Consider the following 18,905-nt stretch of genomic DNA (forward strand, 5'->3'; position numbering starts at 1 on the left):
GGCTTCATTTTAGCTAGGGTTTGCGCTGAACCGGGACACCTAATTCACCCAGTTGCTGAATAAAAACAGAGGGATTAGCCGTGTCTTGCAGCAGCCATACTTGATGTTTTGCTCGGGTCATGGCGACATAAAGCAAACGCCGCTCTTCTGCATCAGGGAAATCCTCCGGTGCCGGTAGCAGCACATCTTCCAAAATTGACTCCCGTGCCACGGCAGGAAAACCATCACTCCCCTGATGTAAACCAGCAATAATTACATAATCAGCCTGTTGCCCTTTACTGGCATGAATCGTCATAAAATCAATGATTAACTTTGGCCAGCGTGTTGCCGCCTTTGACAAAATATCGGGCCGCAGATGATGATAACGCGCCAAGATCAGAATACGCTCGTCACCCTTAACAAAGCCACTGAGCTTATCCAGCAATGTCTCAAGTTGTTCGCTCGGTAAAATCATCACCGACTTTTTATTGCCTTTGCTTAAGCTATTCAGTGGTTTTTTCAATTGATAGGGATTTTGCTGGATAAACCGGTTAGCAATCTCACCGATGCGATCATTAAAACGGTAGGTCGTATCCAGTGCACATTCAGCGCCCTCGCCAAAATGCTGACTAAACGCCGTCGTGAGGGAGAGCTCTGCGCCGCTGAACCGGTAAATTGCCTGCCAATCATCACCGACTGCAAACAGGCAAGTTTGCTTATTTTGCTTACGCAGCGCGGTCAGTAGCATGGCCCGTTGCGGCGAGACATCCTGAAACTCATCGACCAAAATGTGTTTCCACGGGCTAACAAACCGCCCTTTCTCCAGCAAATTTACCGCCTGATGAATCAGCCCGGAGAAATCGACGGCCCCCTCCTCTTTCAGCGCTGTTTTCCATGCTTTTAGTAAGGGTGCCATTAAACGTATGCGTTTCTGGAAGAGATCGCGTACCTCCTCATCAGCCTGCTCAATCATTTCGGCCTGACTACCGCCATGCATCCGCATCAATCCTAACCAGCGCTCAAGTCGCCCTGCCAGCCGCGCCGCCAGTCGTTTATCCTGCCAAAAATCACCTTCACTGACTTCCCATGCCAACTCATGGGTTAGCCACTCACGCCACCCTTTAGCCTGCGCTTTCTTTTCGCTGCACTGCTGCTGCCAATGCTGAATCAACAGCGATCTTCTGGCTTTGCTGTCAGATTCCAATTTACTGATAGCGGGGGTTTTGCGGCTGCCTTGCTGGATAATCTGCAACGCAAGTGCATGGAAGGTTTTGGCCTGAATATCATCCACCGCCAACCGCTGCTTGATGCGGCTATTCATTTCGTCAGCCGCCTGGCGGCCAAACGCCAGCAGCAAGATCTGCTCAGGTCGTGCTTCATTACGGCGTAATAGCCAGGCCGCGCGGGCCACCAGCACCGACGTTTTACCACTGCCCGCGCCTGCCAGTACCAACACCGAATCTTCACCGTTGACCACCGCACGACTCTGCGACTCATTCAGTGGCGAGCTTTCAACACTCTGGAAGAGATCTTGATGCTCCTCCAGCATTCGGTTAGTCCATTGCTGATTACGGCGCTCTACACTACGGTTACCTTGCTGCAACCAGCCCAAACAGAGCTCATAATCCGCACGACAAGAGTCAAACGCCATTAATCGCTGTTCGGGCATAGGTAACGCCGCGAAAGCCTCACGAATAGCGTTTTGTACCTGACCTAATTCGCTACGTTTAAACCATTTATCCTGCTGTTCAATTCGCTTAATTGATTCGACTTGTTTATGCAAAACCTCAACACAAACCCGGCTCATCTCCTCACTCCATTGCTGCCAGATGCCCAGTAAGTGATGATAAAAACGTTGGGTCTCCTGCCATTCAGTGCCATGCAAACGCACAACCTGCTGATTTGGCAGTTCAAATTCCATCTCGCCCCAGACAATACCGCGCTTACATTGAATGTTAACCAACTGGTTAAACGGAATCAGGTATTGATGTTTATCACCGCATACTTCAATGCCCGCATTTAGCAAGCGCACCCGATTATAGGGGTGCTGAGCCAGATGCTTGCCAAAAGATGTCGCTTTAAGTTCCATATCTGCGCGCCAAACTCGTATTAAGTGAATTGAAATAACATAATGGAGTGTAAATAAAATAATTGAGTTTAAACAATAGGTATCCGATAGTTGAAAAAGGAAACTCACCCGTGCTATCCGTATAACATGGTTAGTCGGTGTTATCACTCATCCGCATTGCGGTTTTTATATTCAGCCTGGTAGATTAATCATTATGCGTACTGTACTGAACATTCTTAATTTTGTTTTAGGTGGTTTCTTCACCACGTTGGGCTGGCTGTTAGCCACAGTCGTCAGCGTCATTCTGATTTTCACCTTACCATTAACCCGCTCTTGCTGGGAGATTACCAAGTTATCATTTCTCCCTTATGGCAATGAGGCGATCCATGTCAATGAATTATACCCAGAAAAAAGTAATGCTTTGCTAACTGCGGGTGGTTCTCTATTAAATATTGTCTGGTTTGTGCTATTTGGCTGGTGGCTCTGCTTATCACATATCGTCACCGGTATTGTGCAGTGTATAACCATCATCGGGATCCCGGTGGGGATTGCCAATTTTAAGATTGCTGCTATCGCACTATGGCCAGTGGGTCGCCGTGTCGTTTCAGTCGAAATGGCGCAACAGGCAAGAATAGCCAATGCTCAACGCCAGTATCAGCAACGCTGAATTTCAGTTTTAGAGGTTTTTTGTGCTCACTTTCGTCACTGCTTTACGCCGTTATGTCTACAATAGTAGTCTGCTTTATCATGTCCGTATCTTTATCGCGTTGGCGGGAGTAACAGCGGTTCCATGGTGGATTGATCAACCTAAACTGACCATTCCACTGACCCTAGGCGTTGTTGCCGCAGCACTGACTGACCTTGATGACCGCCTGACCGGGCGGTTACGTAACCTATTCATTACGCTGATCTGTTTTTTTGTCGCCTCAGCCTCCATTGAGCTTTTATTCCCTTATCCCTGGCTCTTTGCCCTTGGCCTGACCTTCTCAACCTGTGGTTTCATTCTGCTGGGTGCCTTAGGCCAACGCTACGCAACCATTGCTTTTGGTGCATTGTTAATCGCCATCTACACCATGCTCGGCACCTCGATGTACCATATTTGGTATCAGCAGCCACTGTTACTGCTGCTGGGTGCCGTTTGGTACAACCTACTGACCTTGTGCGGGCATCTTATTTTCCCTATCCGCCCCTTACAGGATAATTTGGCCCGCTGTTATCAGCAGCTTGCCCGCTATTTGGAAGCCAAAGCCAATCTATTTGATCCCGATATTGAGCCAGGGGTCGATCAACCTATTATTGATGTGGCGATGGCCAACGGCACTTTAGTCGCAACGTTGAATCAAGCCAAAGCCTCGCTGGTGACGCGGCTAAAAGGTGACCGGGGCCAGCGTGGGACGCGGCGCACTCTGCACTACTATTTTGTGGCGCAAGATATCCATGAACGTGCCAGTTCATCGCATGTCCAATATCAAGCGCTACGGGAGAAATTCCGCTATAGCGATGTGCTATTCCGCTTTCAGCGCTTATTAAGTATGCAAGCCAGAGCCTGTATGCAGCTTTCGCAATCTATCTTGATGAGACAAAAATATCAGCATGATCCTCGCTTTGAGCGAGCCTTTACTTTTTTAGATGCGGCACTGGCCAGAGAGCTGGCTCAAAACGAGAATGTGCAGCAAGTTAAAGCACTTTCCCATTTGCTGAAAAACTTGCGGGCGATTGATGCTCAACTGGCTGGAATTGAATCAGAGCAGGTACTCGCCGAAGGCCCACAGCCAGAAAGCCGTTTGTCTGACGACCACCTCACCGGTTGGAGTGATATTAAGCTGCGCATCAGCCGCCATCTGACACCAAAATCGGCACTCTTTCGCCACGCAGTCCGCATGTCCGTCGTGCTCTGTATCGGCTATGCATTCATTCAGTTTACCGGTATGCGCCACGGCTATTGGATCTTGCTAACCAGCCTTTTTGTCTGTCAGCCCAACTATAATGCAACACGCCGCCGCCTTGCACTGCGCATCGTCGGTACTCTGGCCGGCATACTTATCGGTTTGCCTATCCTCTATTTCGTGCCATCCATTGAGGGGCAATTAATTCTGATTGTGATTACCGGGGTGCTCTTTTTTGCCTTCCGTAATGTGCAGTATGCTCACGCCACGATGTTTATTACCCTGCTGGTTTTGTTATGTTTTAACCTGCTAGGTGAAGGGTTTGAGGTTGCCGCACCACGAGTATTCGACACTTTACTGGGGTGCGCTATTGCCTGGGTCGCTGTGAGCTTTATCTGGCCTGACTGGAAGTTCCGCCAACTTCCGACGGTGGTCCACAAAACACTTAATGCGAATTGCCGCTATCTGGATGCAATTCTGGTGCAATACTATCAAGGTAAAGATAACAGCCTGCCCTATCGCATAGCGCGCCGTGATGCTCATAATTGTGATGCCGAGTTAGCCTCCGTCATTTCAAATATGTCAGCAGAGCCCAAGAGTGATAACGAGACTCAAGAGGCGGCATTCCGTTTACTCTGCCTGAACCACACCATGCTCAGTTATATCTCCGCGCTGGGCGCTCATCGTGAGAAACTGACCAATACCGCCACACTGAATTTACTTAACGATGCTATTTGTTATATCGAGGGCACTCTTGAGCAAGAGCAACCAGACAGTTCGAAAATGGCACAGGTATTAGCGGGCTTATCTACCCGACTGCAAGAGTGTAACCCTGAGCCGGAGAGTAAAGATCAATTGGTTTTACAGCAGATTGGTTTACTGCTGGAGCTGTTACCTGAACTTAGTGAACTGAATAAGCAAATCAGCCAGACTCGTTAGTTAACCACGGGCCATCCTCGATGGCCCGTGGTTATGCTGTTTCATAGACTGCGCTGATGTGTGTCTCAAACCATTCAACTAGCTCAACACGTATCATCAACGGCAATGCAGCATAGTGGTAGCCACTGATAGCCCCCGCCAGTGACAACAAAACATTTATCCCAAGCGAGTGTCGTACCGCACGTAATTTCAAATAACAGCGCTTAGCGCCCTCAAGCCGCAACTCCGCTGCATTCTTAATGCCGACCTTCCATAATAACCGCTCAAGGCTAGCACTAAGATTGGGTAAATCCTTCAGTCTGACTGTGGGGCCTTTTTTGCTTAAAACCTCAGTTCTGGCCTCCTGATAAGCGCGCTCTGCAAAATTACGCAGCGTGCGTTCATCCTCCCATAAAAAAGCATCGACCCGATAGTAGCGCAGCAAAATCGGTATCCCACGTTTGGCGTAAACAAGGTTCGTCATCCCCCTCGCGCGAAATAGCCCCTCAACCTGATCATTGGCACGTAAATACAGTTCCCCCTCAGAAACCACAGCAAACATAATCCCATTAGCCAATAGTCCATAGCCGCCAAACAGTGAGCGAACTGTGATCTGGCCTAAAAAATTAAAGCAATCTCGTGCCTGCATGATTTTGTTTTCTGATGCGTTTTCCATAACTACTCCTTTAGTAAAAATCCGAACTAACGTCCCTATTTAGTTGCAATAAGTGTAAGAGGAACAACTAATTAGAAAATACGCAAAATGGATTGCCTAGCCAAATACAAAATGAATTTGCACGGGTTTACTTCGCAATTATGCGAAGCGTCTTGTAAAAATTTAGTTGATCTTCGAATAAACAGCGACTACTGTATATACATACAGGATACTACAGGCGAGGTTCATTATGCGTACTCAATCACTAAAACCTTATCATGCTAATTATCATTCTCTTGTTACCCGCGATGCCGCACAAAGAGTTGATGCTCCAACAGATAGTGGCCTTATCAGTGAACTTGTGTACAGTGAAAACCAACCTGCGGTAACCCAGCTATTACTCCCTTTATTACAACAGCTTGGTAAGCAATCTCGATGGCTCTTATGGTTAACACCGCAACAGAAATTGAGCCGTATCTGGTTACAGCAATCAGGTTTACCAGCGCATAAGGTTGTTCAGCTAAGACAAATCAATCCATTGTCGACTGTTGATGCGATGGAAAAAGCATTATTGACGGGAAATTATAGTGTTGTGCTTGGCTGGCTACCGGAGCTATCAGACGATGATCGTATCCGTTTACGTTTAGCAGCAAAGTTAGGAAATGCTTATGGGTTTGTTATGCACCCTTTGAATGACACAAAAACGGGTCAAGGACAGTGCGCAACGTTAAAAATTCATTCTTCTTTGTATCATTAAGTGAATTTAGGATTTATCCCATGAATTATTACAATATTTAGCGCTTACTCCTGTGGAACTGACATAAAGCGAGTCGGAATGCGGCTTCCAGCAGAAAATGTCGCATAGAAAAGGCTGCTTTTTACCACTAAATCGTTAAAGATTATGTACTATTTCGCTTTTTTTTCAGGCCGTTTATTACATCACACTTGTAACTTTCTCGCCACGTTGTAGACTTTACATCGCTAAGGTTGCTCTAAAATGCCAAATCATACTGGCAGCGTGCTTAACGGGAGCGTTAAAACCTTAACGAAGAATTTTAACCAAGGGCTTGGCTTTTTAAAGCTCATTGCCTATTTGGATGATAACGAGGCGTAAAATGAAAAAGACAGCTATCGCATTAGCAGTGGCACTGGCTGGTTTCGCTACAGTAGCGCAAGCCGCACCGAAAGATAACACCTGGTACACCGGTGGTAAACTGGGCTGGTCCCAGTTCCAAGATACTGGTTCCATCATTGAAAATGACGGCCCAACTCATAAAGACCAAGTGGGTGCTGGTGCGTTCTTGGGTTACCAAGCGAACCAATACCTGGGCTTTGAAATGGGATACGACTGGCTTGGCCGTATGCCTTATAAAGGCGACACCAACAACGGTGCTTTCAAAGCACAAGGCGTACAGTTAGCTGCTAAACTGAGCTACCCTGTTGCACAAGATCTGGACGTTTACACTCGTCTGGGTGGTATGGTTTGGCGTGCAGATGCTACCGGTTCTATCAATGGCGACCGCACTAGTGGCCACGACACCGGTGTTTCTCCATTGGTTGCTCTGGGTGCTGAATACGCTTGGACCAAAAACTGGGCAACCCGTATGGAATACCAGTGGGTTAACAACATCGGTGACCGTGCTACCGTTGGTGCTCGTCCAGACAATGGCATGCTGAGCGTAGGTGTATCTTACCGTTTCGGTCAGGATGATGCAGTTGTGCCAGTAGCGCCAGCTCCAGCTCCAGCGCCAGTTGTTGATACTAAGCGTTTCACACTGAAATCTGACGTGCTGTTCGCTTTCAACAAGTCAACTCTGAAACCAGAAGGCCAGCAAGCTCTGGACCAACTGTATTCTCAGCTGAGCTCTATCGATCCTAAAGATGGTTCTGTAGTGGTTCTGGGCTTTGCTGACCGTATCGGTCAACCAGCTCCTAACTTAGCTCTGTCTCAGCGTCGTGCTGACAGCGTGCGTGATTACCTGGTTTCTAAAGGTATCCCTGCTGAAAAAATCACCGCTCGCGGTGAAGGCCAAGCGAACCCAGTTACAGGTAACACCTGTGACAACGTGAAACCACGTGCTGCTTTGATCGAGTGCCTGGCACCAGATCGTCGCGTAGAGATCGAAGTTAAAGGCTACAAAGAAGTTGTAACTCAGCCACAGGCTTAAGTTTACAGCTTTCGTAAAAAACCCCGCTTTGCGGGGTTTTTTTTATGAGAATAAGCACTGCTGGGTCACAGAGTCTTTTCTTATGGTGTTTCCGGAGTAATCTCAAATTCCGAATACCAGACAGATTAACTCTCTTTACCAAGAATATCCTGCAAATCCTGTTTCAAAGAGGACATCTGGTGGGCATATTTCTCTTTGCGCTCAGCATCTTCAATCAACTGAACCACTGTCTCCGAAAGCGTATTACCACGACGCCGGGCAAGGGCTGCCAAACGTTGCCAGACCAAAAACTCTAAATCGATTGATTTTTTGCGGGTATGTTGATGCTCTGCATTAAAATGCCGCTTACGTCTGGCGCGGATTGTCTGCTTCATCCGAGTCGCCAGTTGCTGGTTCATATGTGCATCAATCCACTCCAACACCTTCACTGGCTCACTTTCCAGCTTAATCAGTTGCTCTACGGCGTCCGTAGCTGCACTGTTTTCGATATGTCGGGTAATGGCTTCACCTTCACGGTGTTTTTTTACCAAATACGCCCATTTCCAACCACTTTCCAAATTTTCCAGTTGTTGATATTTCATCGTGAGCTCTTTAGTGACCGCGTAACTTAAATCAAGCATAACAGCTTTACACAGAATTTCACCCTACTAAAAGCACATGAATAGATTGTTTTTTGTACGGAATACTGCCGATGTCTTACTCCTTGCCACCAACTGCTACTCTACGTGTATGCAGCCTGCTTTATTCTTGTATAATCGCCCTTTCCCTTTTTGACGATTGCATCTATTACTTTGACCAATAACCGACTTGAATGGCAGTCACTGCTGCCGAACACAACGCCATATGAAGCGTTATTCGCTACTGCCTCCCAATTGGAGCCTGTTCCTTTTGCCGTGATTCAGCCCCGGTTAGAAAATGGCATGACGCTGTTCTGTCATCCACAGTCTCAACCGCGTTTCATGCTGATCAAAGCTCAAGAGAGCACTGAGTATCTGGCACTAATTGCACAGGCGGTTAAAGAGCTGCAACCTGCGGCTTCAGCCCTGTTTGGTGGCGATTATCTGATAAATGGTCACCAAGTCACCTGGCAGCCAGCACAACGTGGTGACGAGCTGTTTGCGGCACAATCACGCTGCCTCTATCAGGAGTGGGTCGAGCCAGAGCAACTGTTTGGTTGTGTTAGATGGCATAAAGATCAAATCAGTTTGCAACCCGGCTTGGTTCATCAGGCTAATGGCGGCATCTTGATCCTGTCGGTACGTGCTCTACAGGCGCAACCATTAATGTGGCTGCGCCTAAAACAGATGATTGCCCAACAACGTTTTGACTGGCTCTCTCCTGATGAAACCCGCCCTCTGCCGGTACAGATTCCCTCTATGCCATTGGATCTGCGCCTGATTCTGGTTGGTGACCGTCTCGGTCTTGGCGATTTCCATGATATGGAACCTGAACTGGGCGAATTGGCTATTTATGGTGAGTTTGAAGTCGAGCTGCCACTGGTCGATATTGATGGCATGACCTTATGGTGCGGCTATATCAATGCGCTATTGCAACAAAAGCAGCTGCCGCCCCTCTCTGTCGATGCCTGGCCGGTACTGTTTCGCCAGGCGGTACGTTACAGCGGTGACCAAGGCAGCCTACCACTGTGTCCACAATGGCTAACCCACCAGCTAGCTGAAGCGGCACTGTATGTCGAAGAGGACACCATTACCGCCAACGCGCTGGAAACGGCACTGAATGCCCGCGATTGGCGGCATAGCTACCTCGCCGAGCGGATGCAGGATGAGATAGAGCTAGGCCAAATTCTGGTGGATACTGAAGGGCAAGTTGTCGGCCAAATTAACGGCCTGTCGGTGCTGGAGTACCCAGGCCACCCTTATGCCTTTGGCGAGCCGGCACGTATCAGTTGTGTTGTTCACTTAGGTGATGGCGAGTTTGTTGATGTTGAACGAAAAGCTGAACTGGGTGGCAATATTCATGCTAAAGGCATGATGATCATGCAGGCATTTTTGCATTCAGAACTGGATCTCGATCAGCCGCTACCATTCTCCGCTTCCATTGTTTTTGAGCAATCTTATGGTGAAGTGGACGGCGACAGTGCATCACTCGCTGAACTTTGCGCGTTGATCAGTGCGCTCTCGCAGCAGCCAATCAACCAACAAATTGCCGTGACAGGTTCTGTTGACCAGTTTGGTAATGTGCAGCCTATTGGCGGCGTGAATGAAAAGATCGAAGGTTTCTTCGAGGCTTGCCAGCGCCGTGGGCTAACGGGCACTCAGGGGGTGATTTTACCCTCCACCAATGTCCGTCATTTGTGCCTTAATCAGGCGGTGATTGAAGCCGTGCAAAATGGTCAATTCCATCTGTGGGCAGTTGATACGGTGGCTGAAGCGCTGCCGATATTAACGGGCGTGGTCTATGCCGATGAGCAACAACCGAGTCTGTTGGGTATAATTCAAGAGCGAATCTCGCAGGTAAATCCGCTGGACAGGCGTCGTTGGCCGTGGCCATTACGTTGGTTGAACTGGTTCAACCAGGGCTGATCGGACTTGCTCAGCGTACAGCTGTACGCTATTCTGCGCACTTCACTAAAATAAGGCTTACTGAGAACATGGTAGATAAACGCGAATCCTATACAAAAGAAGACCTTGAAGCATCAGGCCGTGGCGAACTGTTTGGCGCTGGCGGGCCACCGTTGCCAGCAGGCAATATGTTAATGATGGACCGTGTCGTCAAAATGACAGAAGACGGCGGCACCTATGGTAAAGGTTATGTGGAAGCGGAACTGGATATCAATCCGGACCTATGGTTCTTCGGTTGCCACTTTATCGGTGACCCTGTAATGCCTGGTTGCCTGGGCCTTGATGCCATGTGGCAGTTGGTTGGTTTCTATCTTGGCTGGTTGGGCGGCGAAGGGAAAGGTCGTGCTCTGGGGGTGGGTGAAGTTAAATTCACCGGACAGGTGCTGCCTGATGCCAAAAAAGTGACGTATCGTATTAATTTCAAACGTATTATTATGCGTAAATTAATCATGGGTGTTGCGGACGGTGAAGTATTAGTTGATGGCAAAGTGATTTACACCGCCACCGACTTGAAAGTGGGTTTGTTTAAAGACACCAACGCTTTCTAGTATTTTATCTGCTCTCCTTGTGCGGGGGATCGTAACATCCCCCCACTGTTATACTGATGACTCACTATTTTGATGCCCAACGGCATTTTTTTTACTCAGTAACTACAATAAACGTAGTCACAGGGCGACCTGCTAATTTTCAGGTCATGGGCCAGCTAAATCCACTGTAACCAAGTGAGAGTGCATGGTATGCAAAGAACTCGTTTTGAAGATATGCCCTGCCCGGTGGCCCGCTCTCTTGAGCGAGTCGGAGAGTGGTGGAGCATATTGATCATTCGTGATGCCTTTCAAGGGTTAACGCGATTTGATGAATTCCAGCAAAGTTTGCAGCTCTCACCAACCATCCTCACTCGCCGCTTAAAATATCTGGTGGAGAGCGGCATCTTTGAAAAGCGGCTCTATAATCCCCGCCCCGCCCGCTATGAGTATTTACTGACCGAGCGGGGCACTGACCTCTTCCCTGTCATTGCAGCCCTGTTTCACTGGGGTAATCAGCATTTTGCGCCGGAAGGCCCCGCAGTGCTTCTTGTGGATCGCCGCACTGGCACACCTGTCGAACCCATATTGCTCGACAGACACTCCGGGCAACCTATTCGTGCGCAAGATGTCACTCTTGCGGCAGGCTCCGTCAGGAGCGATATAATTAATCAACGGTTGGCACTGATGCAAGGCAAGCAGTCAGACGATGCCAGGCAGCCACCCCACTCAATTGAGCTTCAAAAGGAAAAATGATGAATACGCGCCGTGTAGTAATTACAGGAATGGGTGTGGTCTCCCCATTAGGCTGTGGTAGCGAAGCTGTTTGGCAACGTCTGCTGGCCGGACAATCGGGCATCCGTGTGCTGCCCGATGAGATTGTCGGCGATTTACCGACCAAAATTGGCGGACAAGTCCCAACTCTTACGGCCGACCCCGCAGCAGGTTTTGATCCTGATAAAGCTGTCGCACCAAAAGATCAAAAGAAGATGGATCGCTTTATTGAATTTGCTATGGCCGCAGCGGATGAAGCCATTGCTCATGCAGGCTGGCAAGCGGATGACGTAGAGAAACAGGAGCGCACCGCCACTGTTATAGGTTCGGGTATTGGCGGTTTCCCCGCTATCGCCCATGCCGTGCGCACCACTGACAGTCGTGGGCCGAAGCGGCTATCCCCTTTCACTGTGCCTTCATTTTTGGTGAATCTGGCCGCCGGTCACGTCTCGATTAAGCATCACTTCAAAGGCCCGATTGGCGCACCTGTCACTGCCTGCGCCGCAGGTGTGCAAGCTATCGGTGATGCCGTGCGGATGATTCGCAACGATGAAGCTGATATTGCCTTATGTGGCGGTGCTGAGGCCGCGATTGATAAAGTCAGTTTGGCTGGCTTTGCCGCAGCACGTGCATTATCAACCGGCTCAAATGAGGCCCCTGAAAAAGCCTCGCGCCCTTTTGATAGTGCACGCGATGGTTTTGTGATGGGCGAAGGGGCCGGTTTGCTGGTTATCGAGGAGTTGGAACATGCCCTGGCCCGTGGTGCGCAGCCTTTGGCTGAGATTGTCGGCTATGGTACTAGTGCCGATGCCTATCACATGACCTCTGGCGCTGAAGATGGCGACGGTGCTTATCGGGCGATGAAGATTGCTTTGCGTCAGGCGGGGATTTCACCGGCGCAGGTTCAGCATCTAAATGCTCATGCAACCTCAACACCGGTAGGTGATCTTGGCGAAATTAATGCCATTAAGCATCTGTTTGGTGAGGGCGATACGCTAGCGGTGACATCAACCAAATCGGCCACTGGCCATTTGCTGGGTGCCGCTGGTGGGCTGGAAACCATTTTCACCGTGCTGGCATTACGCGATCAAATCGTTCCCGCCACGCTGAATCTGGAAAATCTGGATCCTGCGGCTAAGGGGCTGAATATCGTGGCGGGTAAAGCTCTGCCACATGAGATGACCTATGCGCTTTCAAATGGTTTTGGTTTTGGCGGAGTCAACGCCAGTATCTTGCTGAAACGCTGGGTGGGATAATTAGAGTAGCCAACAACACGGCATCATTAAGTACAAGGGCTAATTAACAACCTCCGCAATATGCGCATAAAGCGGAGGTTATCCCTTAGTCTGACAGAGAGCCGCTTAAGCGGTCACAGCCCTGTCCTCCATGGCTTGTCGCCAACCTCCTAACCAATGCGATCTAGCGTCTAAAGCTTGATAGGGACAAATTTCCCTCGAACGCCCTGAAATACCTGCCTGATACCCACGTGACAACGCCCTTTCCAGGCGATCTCTTTTCTGTCTCTTCATGCCTCGTTTCCCTCATCTTTCGGTCTGGTGGAAAGAAAACAGTGACCACTTTATGTGCAATCACAGTTAAGTGATAGTCCTTAAGAAACAGAAAAGCAATGCGCAAAATTCACGCCAATGTCACATTTGTGAGCTATGCCCGCAGAATACGCTAAGTGATTGATTTAGGGTGGTTGGAGGTAATGGATTGATATTTAATGAGAATCCTCTTTCATAGCAATTTTATTATTACCAATGAAAGAGGATTAGATTGTTTTAGAACAATATATTATTTAACCCGCTGCAACTGGGCGGCAATCGTCCCAGCTTCTTGCTGCCAGCCCGCAGCCAGGGTGCGGATCAGGGCATCATAACCATCTTCGCTCTGCTTCAGCTCCAAATCGAATGGCTGCTTAATCAGTTGCCCCTGATGTTTCAGGATCCAGACACCACGGATGATGGCACGGCCATCATAACGCCCATGGAACCCAGTGACGGTCACATTGAGGACATCCTGATCGCTATCCAGCGGCTGGGAAGAGACTAACCAACCCGGCAGTGCATTACTCAGATTGGTGACCAAAGTTTGCTGCAACTGTTGATCCAGTGGGCTGGCCCATAGGTTGTTGGTCGCAATCACATATTGCACATCGTTGGTTTGATAGACCACCCCTGTCGCAGCGAGATAATCAGCGACACCAACATGCTCAATCCACAGTTGCCTTGATGCCACGCTGCTACTGGCGGTAGCAGGCGCACTCATTGCCGGTAACTGATAATAAGTTTTGCTAGGTTCGCTGCTGCAAGCGCTGAGTAACAGCGCGGCGATAACTGCCATCCATTTCATCATTTTTTGGCCTTCTTAGGCTGAGGGTCCTGACTTCCTGCTGCTTCAAATACCAGCGCGTTACTCTTCTCATTCAGCGTCCGCAATACCGGCTGTAACTCACGCAAGACCTGATCTAACCGCTGCATATCGCCGACCATTTTATTGTAGGCCGGAGAACCAGGCTGGAAGCCTTTCATGCTGCGATTCAGCTCATTCAAGGTTTTTTGCAGATCTTGTGGCAGATCTTTCATCGCCGGACTGGTGGTAATAGCCGTCAGTGACTCCAGGGTTTTCTGCGTCTCACGCATGGTTCTCTGACTCTCAACCAGCGTTTTTGTGACCTCATTGAGCATTGGGTCTAGCGGCAGATTATTAATCTTATCCAGTGTTTGCATCACTTTTTGCTGCATCTGCGCTAAGCCGCCACTAACTGTTGGCAGCAATGGATAACCCGCCACTTCCAACGGCCCTTTCCACGGTTTGGCATCTGGGTAGAAATCCAGATCAATAAACAGTGCACCGGTCAACAAGTTACCCGATTTCAATGAGGCCCGCAGGCCGCGCTGTTTGGCGGTTTTCAGTAGCTGTTCGAAATTGGCATCTGGACCTAAATCTTTGCGGAAACGGCCTGGTTCAATACGAATAAGCACCGGAATGCGGAAATCATTATCCAGGCGCTGCCTCATCCCATCGGTGAAGAATGGAACATCGCCGACAGTACCCACGCGGATCCCGCGGAACTCTACTGGCGCCCCCGACTGCAAACCACGGACTGAATCGGAGAAGAACAGCAAGAAGTCTTCATGTTCCGTATAGAGTGAGTTTTGGATGCTGCTGCGGTTATCAAACAGCTTAAACTCGGGCTTATCTGCCGTGATTGGCTTGCCCAGTTCTAAACCATCAGGGACATCAAAGCTCACACCGCCACTGAACAAGGTTGCCAGCGATGCCATTTCGACTCGCATCCCCTGCGAGGAGAGGTCAACGGCGACACCACTGTCCTTCCAAAAACGGACATTGGTGGTGACCAGGCTATCATAAGGCGCGCCAATAAATAGCTGATAGCGCATCAGGCGTGATTTAGCATCGAAAGTGCTGGTTTCCACCGAACCGACGCGATAGCCACGGAACAACACCGGGTCGCCAGCATTCAACTGCCCTGCTTGTTCGCTATTCAGTGTGATGCGCAGCCCTTTCGCATCGGGTGAGGCCAGCGGCGGGGAGTCCAGTAAGGTGAACTCATCTAATGTTCTGCCTTTGCTGCCGGGTTGCAGCTCAATGTAAGCACCAGAAAGCAGTGTCCCAAGGCCAGAAATACCCTCGCGCCCAATCTGTGGCTTGACCACCCAGAACACGGTATCGGCGTGCAACAGGGTATTCATACCTGAATTCAGCCGCGCCTGCACGATCACATGGTTGAGATCTTTACTTAGCGTGACCTGCTCAACGATGCCGACATCCACACTACGGCTCTTTATTTTTGTTTTACCCGCTTCAATACCCTCAGCATTCAGTGTGGTCATCACCACCTGAGGCCCTTGATGGCTAAAGTGATAAAACAGTATCCATGCACCAATCAGCGCAGTGATAATCGGGATGATCCACACTGGGGACCACCGCTTGATTTTTTCAATTTCCGCCACATGCTGGCTGGGATTATTGTCCGTCACCTTGCGGCTCCTTTTGGGTTGTGTCACTTATCCGATCCCAGGTTAAACGCGGATCGAACGTTAATGCAGCAAACATAGTCAGGATCACTACCATTGCGAACAGTAGCGCCCCGATCGCCGGGTAGATACTCATCAGTTGCCCGATACGGACTAATGACGAGAGCACTGCAATAACAAAGACGTCAATCATTGACCAGCGGCCAACAAACTCGACGATTTCATAAATAAAATGCATTCGTTCGGTATCAGTATTGCCCTTGCCTTTCGCATCCCAGCACAGCCAGCCGATCGCCAGCATTTTTAGTGATGGCACCATAATACTGGCAATAAAAATCACCAGCGCCACCGGATAGGAGCCTTCGCTCCACAGGAAAATCACCCCGGACATAATGGTGGAACCCATTTGGTTCCCCAAGCTTTCAGTGATCATGATCGGTAGCAGATTGGCGGGGATATAGAGCAGGATTGAAGTAATAAGCAGTGCCATGGTCCACTGCAAACTGTTGCGGCGACGGACGTAACCGTGCGTATGGCAACGGGGGCATTGCACCTGAGATTGCGGCAAAATGGCGGTACAGCAGGAGCAGGAGCGCAGCCCTTGGCGCAAACCGGTACGGCCAGCAATTAATGGATGAGGTAACGCGGGTGCCGGCGCAATATCCTGCCACATCCAGTGGCGGTCAACACATTGGAAAGCGCGCACTTGCAACAAACAGAATAGGCAATAGGGGATAAAACTGCTGCCGATGCCAATTTCACCATAGGCCATCAATTTGACAAAACTCACCAGCACACCGGCGAGGAAGATCTCCACCATGCACCAGGTTTTAAATTGGAATAACGCTTTTGCTATCCACGCCTTCCAGCGGTTGGGCATGCGAACCCGCAGGCAAAGCAGAATAATTGCCACCATACAGAAGGCCGGTATCAACTGCACCAGCACCATAAATAGCGTTGCCATGCTGGCATAGTTATCCGCCAGCATCACTTTGGGTATTTGGATCAGGGTGATTTCACTGGTGATCCCCGCGACGCGCATTTTAACGAAGGGGAACATATTCGCCAGCAACAGCATAAGCAGTGCACTGATAGCATAACCAACCGGGCGCTTACGTGGCTCATCCCACCGCGCGGTCAGTGTGGTCTTACAGCGCGGACATACCGCTTTGGTGCCATAAGGCAGGGAGGGTAAGGCCACTGACATATCGCACTGCCGGCACAGGATCACATCCCCTGACTGCCCGGAGTGCTCGCCGTGCTCAGGCTGAATAATAGAACACAATATCTCATTCCTTACGGCTATATATGCCCTTCATCATTGAAGGGCATAGCTGAACACCGTTCTATCAAGAGGCGTAATATAACAATAGACACAATAGCATTATAACGTGGGCTATTGTGTCAGCTGATAGAGCAGTGATTATGCGTTTTTAGCCATTTTTCTGAGCTTCCAGCTCTTCCCAACGACTAAACGCAACTTCTAACGCCTGTTCGGCATCGGCTAATGCTTTCAAGACCTGTTGTGTCTCTTCATGCGGACGGGAGAAGAAATTTGAGTGGCTAACCTGAGCCTGTAAGCCACTGATCTCATTTTCCAGCTTTTCTAGCTGCTGCGGTAACTGATCCAGCTCGCGCTGCAAGTTATAGCTCAGCTTACCTGGGCGCTTGACCGCCGCTGCATTGCTTTTTGCCGGTGCGGCAGCTTTGGTCTCTTCCACCTTAGCGGCCACCTGACGAATAGGTTTTGCCTCAGCACGCTGTTGGTGAGCATCATAATAACCGCCCACAAAGCTGCTGATTTGACCGTTACCTTCAAAGATCCAGCATTCAGTCACCGAGTTATCAACGAATTGACGGTCATGACTCACCAGCAATACCGTGCCCTGATAGCTATCAACCATCTCCTCCAACAGCTCCAGTGTCTCCACATCCAGGTCATTGGTCGGTTCATCGAGGATCAACAAGTTACTTGGCTTAAGGAATAACTTAGCCAATAACAGGCGGTTACGCTCACCACCAGACAGGGCTTTCACTGGTGTCATGGCACGTTTCGGGTGGAACAGGAAGTCTTGCAGATAGCCCAACACATGGCGTGAACGACCATTGACCATCACTTCTTGTTTACCTTCGGCCAGGTTATCCATTACCGTGCGCTCGGGATCAAGCTCTGCACGGTGCTGGTCAAAATAGGCCACTTCCAGTTTGGTGCCGCAATGCACTTTGCCGCTGTCCGCTTTAAGCTGACCGAGCATCAGTTTCAGCAAGGTGGTTTTACCGCAACCATTCGGGCCGACCAAGGCAATTTTGTCACCACGCTGTACTTGCGCAGTAAAATCTTTCACCAGCACTTTGCCATCAACTTGATAATTGACATTTTCCAGATCAAAGACGATTTTGCCTGAGCGCACCGTCTCTTCCACTTGCATCTTGGCAGTGCCCATCACTTCACGGCGCGCCGAACGCTCCATCCGTAATGCTTTCAAGGCCCGAACACGGCCCTCGTTACGTGTGCGTCGTGCTTTGATGCCCTGGCGGATCCACACCTCTTCTTGCGCCAGTTTGCGGTCAAACTCTGCATTTTGCAGCTCTTCAACCCGCAGTGCCTCTTCTTTGCTAGCAAGATACAGCTCATAGTTACCCGGCCATGACACCAATTTACCGCGATCAAGATCGACAATGCGTGTCGCCATTGCGCGGATAAAGGAGCGGTCATGGGAGATAAACACGATGCTGCCCTGGAAATCTTTCAGGAAACCTTCCAGCCAGTTGATGGTTTCAATATCCAAATGGTTGGTCGGTTCATCCAGCAGCAGCACTTTTGGTGAGCTCACCAGTGCGCGGCCTAATGCTGCTTTACGCAGCCAACCACCGGACAGTGATGAGAGTTCAGCATCGGCCGATAGCCCCAACTGAACCAGCACTTCCTGGATGCGGCTATCTAACTGCCACAGGCCCTGATGGTCAAGAATTTCCTGTAGCGCGGCCAAGCGATTCAGATTCTTCTCGCTTGGATCAAGCTCTACATCGTGCAGCGTGGCATGGTAAGCCTTCAGATGTTCTGCCTGCTCCTGCACCCCTTCCGCGACAAAATCAAACACGGTGCCGGCCACATTGCGCGGAGGATCTTGTTGTAGACGCGCCACAATCAAATCCTGCTCATAAATGATACGGCCATCATCCAGCGGAACTTCTTTGCTTAGAATTTTCAACAAGGTGGATTTACCCGCGCCATTGCGGCCCACCAGACAAACGCGCTCGTTTGCCTCAATATGCAATTCAGTATTATCTAATAAAGGCGCGTCGCTGAAGGAGAGCCAGGCACCGGACATGCTAATTAACGACAT

General features: G+C 49.6%; 16 protein-coding genes. 8 read left to right on the top strand and 8 right to left on the bottom strand.

Annotated features, from left to right (window positions below):
- Window positions 1-13: 13 nt before the first annotated feature.
- Entirely contained in the window at window positions 14-2,068 is a 2,055-nt protein-coding gene (gene helD / locus HRK25_RS17945; protein WP_005279909.1) for a DNA helicase IV, read from the bottom strand.
- A gap of 193 nt (window positions 2,069-2,261) precedes the next feature.
- Between helD and HRK25_RS17950 the strand changes: the two genes are divergently transcribed.
- Both HRK25_RS17950 and yccS read left to right on the top strand, forming a co-directional pair.
- Complete coding sequence (locus HRK25_RS17950) at window positions 2,262-2,714, top strand: YccF domain-containing protein (RefSeq protein WP_005279908.1); 453 nt, start codon at window positions 2,262-2,264, stop codon at window positions 2,712-2,714.
- A 22-nt stretch (window positions 2,715-2,736) separates the two neighbouring features.
- Window positions 2,737-4,872 (top strand): YccS family putative transporter, encoded by a 2,136-nt coding sequence (gene yccS, locus HRK25_RS17955; RefSeq protein ID WP_054872805.1) that lies wholly within the window; start codon window positions 2,737-2,739, stop codon window positions 4,870-4,872.
- Window positions 4,873-4,903: 31 nt separating this feature from the next.
- Here the strand turns inward: yccS and HRK25_RS17960 are convergent, their stop codons facing one another.
- Window positions 4,904-5,527: a TfoX/Sxy family DNA transformation protein gene (locus HRK25_RS17960; protein ID WP_005278797.1), complete on the bottom strand. Its 624-nt coding sequence runs from the start codon at window positions 5,525-5,527 to the stop codon at window positions 4,904-4,906.
- A 229-nt stretch (window positions 5,528-5,756) separates the two neighbouring features.
- Here HRK25_RS17960 and sulA point away from each other — a divergent pair, with 229 nt between their 5' ends.
- Window positions 5,757-6,263 carry an SOS-induced cell division inhibitor SulA gene (gene sulA, locus HRK25_RS17965; protein WP_005278795.1) on the top strand — a complete coding sequence of 169 codons (507 nt, stop codon included), beginning with the start codon at window positions 5,757-5,759 and terminating at the stop codon, window positions 6,261-6,263.
- 358 nt (window positions 6,264-6,621) lie between these two features.
- Complete coding sequence (gene ompA / locus HRK25_RS17970; RefSeq protein ID WP_005278793.1) at window positions 6,622-7,674, top strand: porin OmpA; 1,053 nt, start codon at window positions 6,622-6,624, stop codon at window positions 7,672-7,674.
- Between the two features lie 125 nt (window positions 7,675-7,799).
- Here the strand turns inward: ompA and matP are convergent, their stop codons facing one another.
- The gene (gene matP / locus HRK25_RS17975) at window positions 7,800-8,255 is read right to left on the bottom strand and encodes a macrodomain Ter protein MatP (protein ID WP_032898824.1); all 456 of its coding nucleotides are present in this window, start codon (window positions 8,253-8,255) and stop codon (window positions 7,800-7,802) included.
- A 210-nt stretch (window positions 8,256-8,465) separates the two neighbouring features.
- Between matP and HRK25_RS17980 the strand changes: the two genes are divergently transcribed.
- The 4 genes from HRK25_RS17980 (at window position 8,466) to fabF (ending at window position 12,810) form a co-directional block, all read left to right on the top strand.
- Complete coding sequence (locus HRK25_RS17980; protein ID WP_032898822.1) at window positions 8,466-10,217, top strand: AAA family ATPase; 1,752 nt, start codon at window positions 8,466-8,468, stop codon at window positions 10,215-10,217.
- Between the two features lie 68 nt (window positions 10,218-10,285).
- Window positions 10,286-10,804, top strand: a complete 519-nt coding sequence (gene fabA, locus HRK25_RS17985) for a bifunctional 3-hydroxydecanoyl-ACP dehydratase/trans-2-decenoyl-ACP isomerase (protein WP_005160035.1) — start codon at window positions 10,286-10,288, stop codon at window positions 10,802-10,804.
- 189 nt (window positions 10,805-10,993) lie between these two features.
- Window positions 10,994-11,536 carry a winged helix-turn-helix transcriptional regulator gene (locus HRK25_RS17990; protein ID WP_032898820.1) on the top strand — a complete coding sequence of 181 codons (543 nt, stop codon included), beginning with the start codon at window positions 10,994-10,996 and terminating at the stop codon, window positions 11,534-11,536.
- Window positions 11,536-12,810: a beta-ketoacyl-ACP synthase II gene (fabF, locus tag HRK25_RS17995; RefSeq protein WP_032898819.1), complete on the top strand. Its 1,275-nt coding sequence runs from the start codon at window positions 11,536-11,538 to the stop codon at window positions 12,808-12,810. The genes HRK25_RS17990 and fabF overlap by 1 nt, the downstream gene beginning before the upstream one ends.
- Before the next feature lie 105 nt (window positions 12,811-12,915).
- Here the strand turns inward: fabF and rmf are convergent, their stop codons facing one another.
- The 5 genes from rmf to HRK25_RS18020 all read right to left on the bottom strand — a co-directional run bounded on the left by rmf (window position 12,916) and on the right by HRK25_RS18020 (window position 18,905).
- Window positions 12,916-13,083: a ribosome modulation factor gene (gene rmf, locus HRK25_RS18000; protein WP_005170911.1), complete on the bottom strand. Its 168-nt coding sequence runs from the start codon at window positions 13,081-13,083 to the stop codon at window positions 12,916-12,918.
- A 268-nt stretch (window positions 13,084-13,351) separates the two neighbouring features.
- Complete coding sequence (gene pqiC, locus HRK25_RS18005) at window positions 13,352-13,912, bottom strand: membrane integrity-associated transporter subunit PqiC (protein ID WP_032898817.1); 561 nt, start codon at window positions 13,910-13,912, stop codon at window positions 13,352-13,354.
- The gene (gene pqiB / locus HRK25_RS18010; RefSeq protein ID WP_032898815.1) at window positions 13,909-15,561 is read right to left on the bottom strand and encodes an intermembrane transport protein PqiB; all 1,653 of its coding nucleotides are present in this window, start codon (window positions 15,559-15,561) and stop codon (window positions 13,909-13,911) included. Before pqiB ends, pqiC begins: the two co-directional genes overlap by 4 nt.
- Window positions 15,548-16,765: a membrane integrity-associated transporter subunit PqiA gene (gene pqiA / locus HRK25_RS18015; RefSeq protein ID WP_005278774.1), complete on the bottom strand. Its 1,218-nt coding sequence runs from the start codon at window positions 16,763-16,765 to the stop codon at window positions 15,548-15,550. Before pqiA ends, pqiB begins: the two co-directional genes overlap by 14 nt.
- Before the next feature lie 226 nt (window positions 16,766-16,991).
- A complete protein-coding gene (locus tag HRK25_RS18020; protein ID WP_032898813.1) occupies window positions 16,992-18,905 on the bottom strand; it encodes an ABC transporter ATP-binding protein in 1,914 nt (637 codons plus the stop codon).

It is taken from the genome of Yersinia bercovieri ATCC 43970 (genome assembly GCF_013282745.1).
Taxonomy (GTDB): domain Bacteria; phylum Pseudomonadota; class Gammaproteobacteria; order Enterobacterales; family Enterobacteriaceae; genus Yersinia; species Yersinia bercovieri.